We start from the raw sequence: 3,846 nt of genomic DNA, 5'->3' as shown, positions 1-3,846 counted from the left end.
GAACCGACCTCTATGGGGTCCCATGGCCACTTGCAAAAAAATACAAAATTTGATATATTTAAGAAAAAATTAGGAGGAACAAAAAATGACACAAGCAGACAAAAATTTTATAGATACATGTAAAGAAATATTAGAACATGGATATTCATCAGAAGGAACAGGTGTAAGGACAAGATGGGAAGATGGAACAGAAGCAAACTATATCTCAATAGTTGGAGTAAGTAATAAATATGATGTAGAAAAAGAATTCCCAATGATTACATTAAGAAATAACACAAATACTGTGAAAAGAGCAATAGATGAAATTTTATGGATTTGGCAAAAAAAATCAAACAAAGTATCAGAATTAAATTCTCATATTTGGGACCAATGGGCAGGAGAAGATGGAACAATAGGAAAAGCTTATGGATATCAGTTAGCTAAAAAATATGAGTTTAAAACAAAAGATGGAATGCAAACTTTAGACCAAGTTGATTATATGTTATATCTTTTAAAACATGACCCAGCAAGCAGAAGAATAATGACAAATATATTTGACTTTGGGGATTTAAAAGATATGAATTTAGAGCCATGTGCATTTGGTACACAATGGCTTGTAAAGGGAGGAAGATTACATTTAATATTAAATCAACGTTCACAAGATATGCTTGCAGCAAATGGATGGAATACTATGCAATATGCAGCATTATTATGTATGGTTGCTCAATGTGTAGGTTTAAAACCTGGAACATTAACACATAATATTGGAGATTGTCATATATATGATAGACATGTTCCATTAATAAAAAAATTAATAGAAGCAGAACCAATGGATGTTACACCAAAACTAGTAATAAACAATCAAACAAAGGACTTCTATGAATTTAAAGTAGAAGATTTTGAAATACAAGGATATGATTATAATAAAGATATCAAATTAGGAAAAATACCAGTTGCTTTATAAATAAAAAATTATAAGTAACTAATTTAAATAAAAACGGAGGAATAAAAATGCTAAGTATAATAGTTGCAAAATCAATAAATAATGCAATAGGAAAAGATAATAAACTACTATGGAAAATACCAGATGACATGAAAAGATTTAAAGAAATAACAACAGGACATACAGTAATAATGGGAAGAAAAACATTTGAGTCTATCGGAAAGGTTTTGCCAAATAGATTAAATATTATTTTAACAAGAGATCCAAACTATAAAATAGATGAGCCTAATGTGAAGATTTTAGGAGGAGTATCAGATTTAGAAGAGTATATAAAAGATGAAAATGAAAATTTTGTAATAGGTGGTGCTCAAATCTATAGTATTCTTATGCCAAAATGTAAAAAATTATATGTAACACAAGTTAACAAAGACTTTGTTGGAGATACATATTTTCCTGTAATTCATGAAAATGAGTGGAAGATTATAGAAAGAGTTAATGGACCTAAAGATGAAAATAATTTCGAATATGAATATATAACTTACGAAAGAAAAGGTAATAAATAATTAAAATTTGAATATAAATAGTACTAATTAAAGAGTTAGAAAGGATTGATATTTCAATGGAGATATTTGAAAACAATAAACCTGTAGTTAGTATTATAAAAGGCACAGCGATATCATTTTTGGCCACAATAGTTGCACTTACTATATTTGCTGTGCTTTTAACATATACAAATTTATCAGAAAATACAATTAAACCTGTTATAATTACTATAACTGGAATTAGTATTTTAATAGGAAGCTCAATTGGAACAAGAAAAATTCGCAAAAATGGATTAATAACAGGAGGAATTATCGGAGTTTTATATATTTTAATTATTTATATTATTTCAAGTGCAATAAATGCAAGCCTTGCACTTAGCTGGGTTTCTGCTATTATGATTGGTGTTGGAATTACATGTGGAGTGTTAGGCGGAATTATAGGAGTTAATACAAAAAGTTAAAAATCTATTGACATTTTAATAACTATGTTATATAGTATTAAAAACTAGATGGAGGATAAAAATATGAAGAGAACAAAATTAGATGAAAGAGTGTTACCAACATACACAAAAGGAGAAGAAATATTTAATATGACATCACACATAGTAGGTGGAGCTCTAGGAATAGTGGCATTAGTACTATGTGTAATATTTGCAGCTGTACATCATAATCCATATGGAGTAGTTGCAAGTTCAATATTTGGAGTAACAATGATTTTGTTATATACAATGTCAAGCATATACCATGGATTAAAACCAGATACAAAAGCAAAAAAAGTATTTCAGGTATTAGACCATTGTTCAATATTTTTGCTTATTGCAGGCTCATATACACCATTTGCACTATGTACATTAAGAGAAATAGATACAGCAACTGGCTGGTGGATTTTTGGAATAATATGGGGAATGGCAATATTAGGAATCATACTGAATTCAATAGATTTAAAACAATTTAAGGTATTTTCAATGATATGTTATTTAGCAATGGGTTGGTGTATTATTGTTAAAATAAAATGGGTAATAGAAGGACTTGGATGGACAGGATTTACCCTTTTAGTTGCTGGAGGAATTATTTATACTATTGGTGCAGTTTTATATGGTTTAGGTAAGAAGAGAAAATATATGCATTCAATTTTTCATTTATGTATTTTCGCAGGAAGTTTATTACATTTTCTTTGTATATTATTGTATGTTGTATAATTTTTTGAAAGTAGAATATAGTAATTGTTCACAAAAGGACCATTTCTTTTTCCATAAAGAAATGGTCCTTTTGTGTTAGAATTAAGGTCTTATAAAATTATAATTAACACTATTATTCACAACTAAGCTACCATCGTAAACAGTATTACTTTCAGTTGATAAAGGAATATTTAAAATGAACGGACAAGAATAAACTTCATCTAAATTATTTGTAATATTAATAACAAAGCTCAACTTGCAGGCAATTGAATTAAGAGTAATTCCACATCTTTTTAGTAATGTTCCATCATAAGAAATATGTGATATATTATCTGTTAAAGTATAATTAGATTTTAAACCTGAATTTACATAGCATAAAGTAATTGGATTAGCACAATTATTATATAAAATAGGCTTAGAATAATCAATTTCATCTTCTGAAGAAATTTCAAAATCCAAATTATTTTCTATTTTTTTAGATTCATCTAAACTATTACTTGCAAAGTCATTAATATTTTTAAAATATAAATCTGGAGTTCCAATAGATGGTTTTAAGTTAAATGATATATTAGATAAACTTACTTTTTTTAAAGTATTTTTAGCGTTGTAATTTCCATCTGAATTATTATTTATAAAAATAGCAATATCTGTATATTGATATAAATCTGATATTGTAAAAGATGAATTTGCATTTATTTCAGATTTTGCATTTGCACTACTAAAGTAGACGATTTTATTTACTGAAAATGGTGATGTTAAGTCTACTTTTAATGCTTTTTCCATCGATTTTGCAGTTTTTAGATTTTGAGTAAATAATTTAATCGATAAAAAGCTCAAAAAAAATAATAGCAAAATAAGTAATATAAGTACTGCATAAAATATGTATTTTTTCTTAGGCATTTTTTATCCTCCATTTCTTTTGTATTATTATATTAAATAATATTATAAAATATTAGTAAAGTCAATAAATTTGTTTTCATAAAATTTGGGTGTGAGTAATTTTTAGCATACTGCCGATAATGTTGGTATGATTATTGAAGTTTAATTTACATTTTTTGTAATAAAAATGTAATATAAAATAAATAAAAAGTGATTGTAAAAATATTTGAAATATGATAGTATAAAGAGTATAAAAATTTAAAAATAATAGGAGGATAAAAAATGTTAAGAGAAACATTAAAAAGAAACAAAGGTATAACGTTAA

General features: G+C 26.3%; 5 protein-coding genes. 4 read left to right on the top strand and 1 reads right to left on the bottom strand.

From position 1 onward, the window contains the following. Positions 1 to 85 precede the first annotated feature (85 nt). From thyA to Q0F58_RS17850, 4 genes are all read left to right on the top strand, one after another. Positions 86 to 943, top strand: coding sequence for a thymidylate synthase (thyA, locus tag Q0F58_RS17865; protein WP_294379210.1), 858 nt, complete (start codon positions 86 to 88; stop codon positions 941 to 943). 47 nt (positions 944 to 990) lie between these two features. Then, a complete protein-coding gene (locus Q0F58_RS17860) occupies positions 991 to 1,485 on the top strand; it encodes a dihydrofolate reductase (protein ID WP_294379209.1) in 495 nt (164 codons plus the stop codon). Positions 1,486 to 1,541: 56 nt separating this feature from the next. Then, a complete protein-coding gene (locus Q0F58_RS17855) occupies positions 1,542 to 1,925 on the top strand; it encodes a TIGR04086 family membrane protein (protein WP_294379208.1) in 384 nt (127 codons plus the stop codon). A 63-nt stretch (positions 1,926 to 1,988) separates the two neighbouring features. Next, positions 1,989 to 2,663, top strand: coding sequence for a hemolysin III family protein (locus Q0F58_RS17850; protein ID WP_294379207.1), 675 nt, complete (start codon positions 1,989 to 1,991; stop codon positions 2,661 to 2,663). Positions 2,664 to 2,744: 81 nt separating this feature from the next. Here the strand turns inward: Q0F58_RS17850 and Q0F58_RS17845 are convergent, their stop codons facing one another. Further along, entirely contained in the window at positions 2,745 to 3,542 is a 798-nt protein-coding gene (locus Q0F58_RS17845) for a hypothetical protein (RefSeq protein WP_294379206.1), read from the bottom strand. Positions 3,543 to 3,846 lie beyond the last annotated feature (304 nt).

It is taken from the genome of uncultured Clostridium sp., assembly GCF_934754915.1.
GTDB lineage: Bacteria > Bacillota > Clostridia > Clostridiales > Clostridiaceae > Clostridium.
The sequence above is the reverse complement of the archived record's forward strand: the minus strand, read 5'-3'. Positions and strand labels throughout refer to the sequence as shown.

Excerpts from the sequence above, each read along its gene's own strand:
- thyA (WP_294379210.1), top strand. The coding sequence starts at position 86 with ATGACACAAGCAGACAAAAATTTTATAGATACATGTAAAGAAATATTA.
- Q0F58_RS17860 (WP_294379209.1), top strand. The coding sequence starts at position 991 with ATGCTAAGTATAATAGTTGCAAAATCAATAAATAATGCAATAGGAAAA.
- Q0F58_RS17855 (WP_294379208.1), top strand. The coding sequence starts at position 1,542 with ATGGAGATATTTGAAAACAATAAACCTGTAGTTAGTATTATAAAAGGC.
- Q0F58_RS17850 (WP_294379207.1), top strand. The coding sequence starts at position 1,989 with ATGAAGAGAACAAAATTAGATGAAAGAGTGTTACCAACATACACAAAA.
- Q0F58_RS17845 (WP_294379206.1), bottom strand. The coding sequence starts at position 3,542 with ATGCCTAAGAAAAAATACATATTTTATGCAGTACTTATATTACTTATT.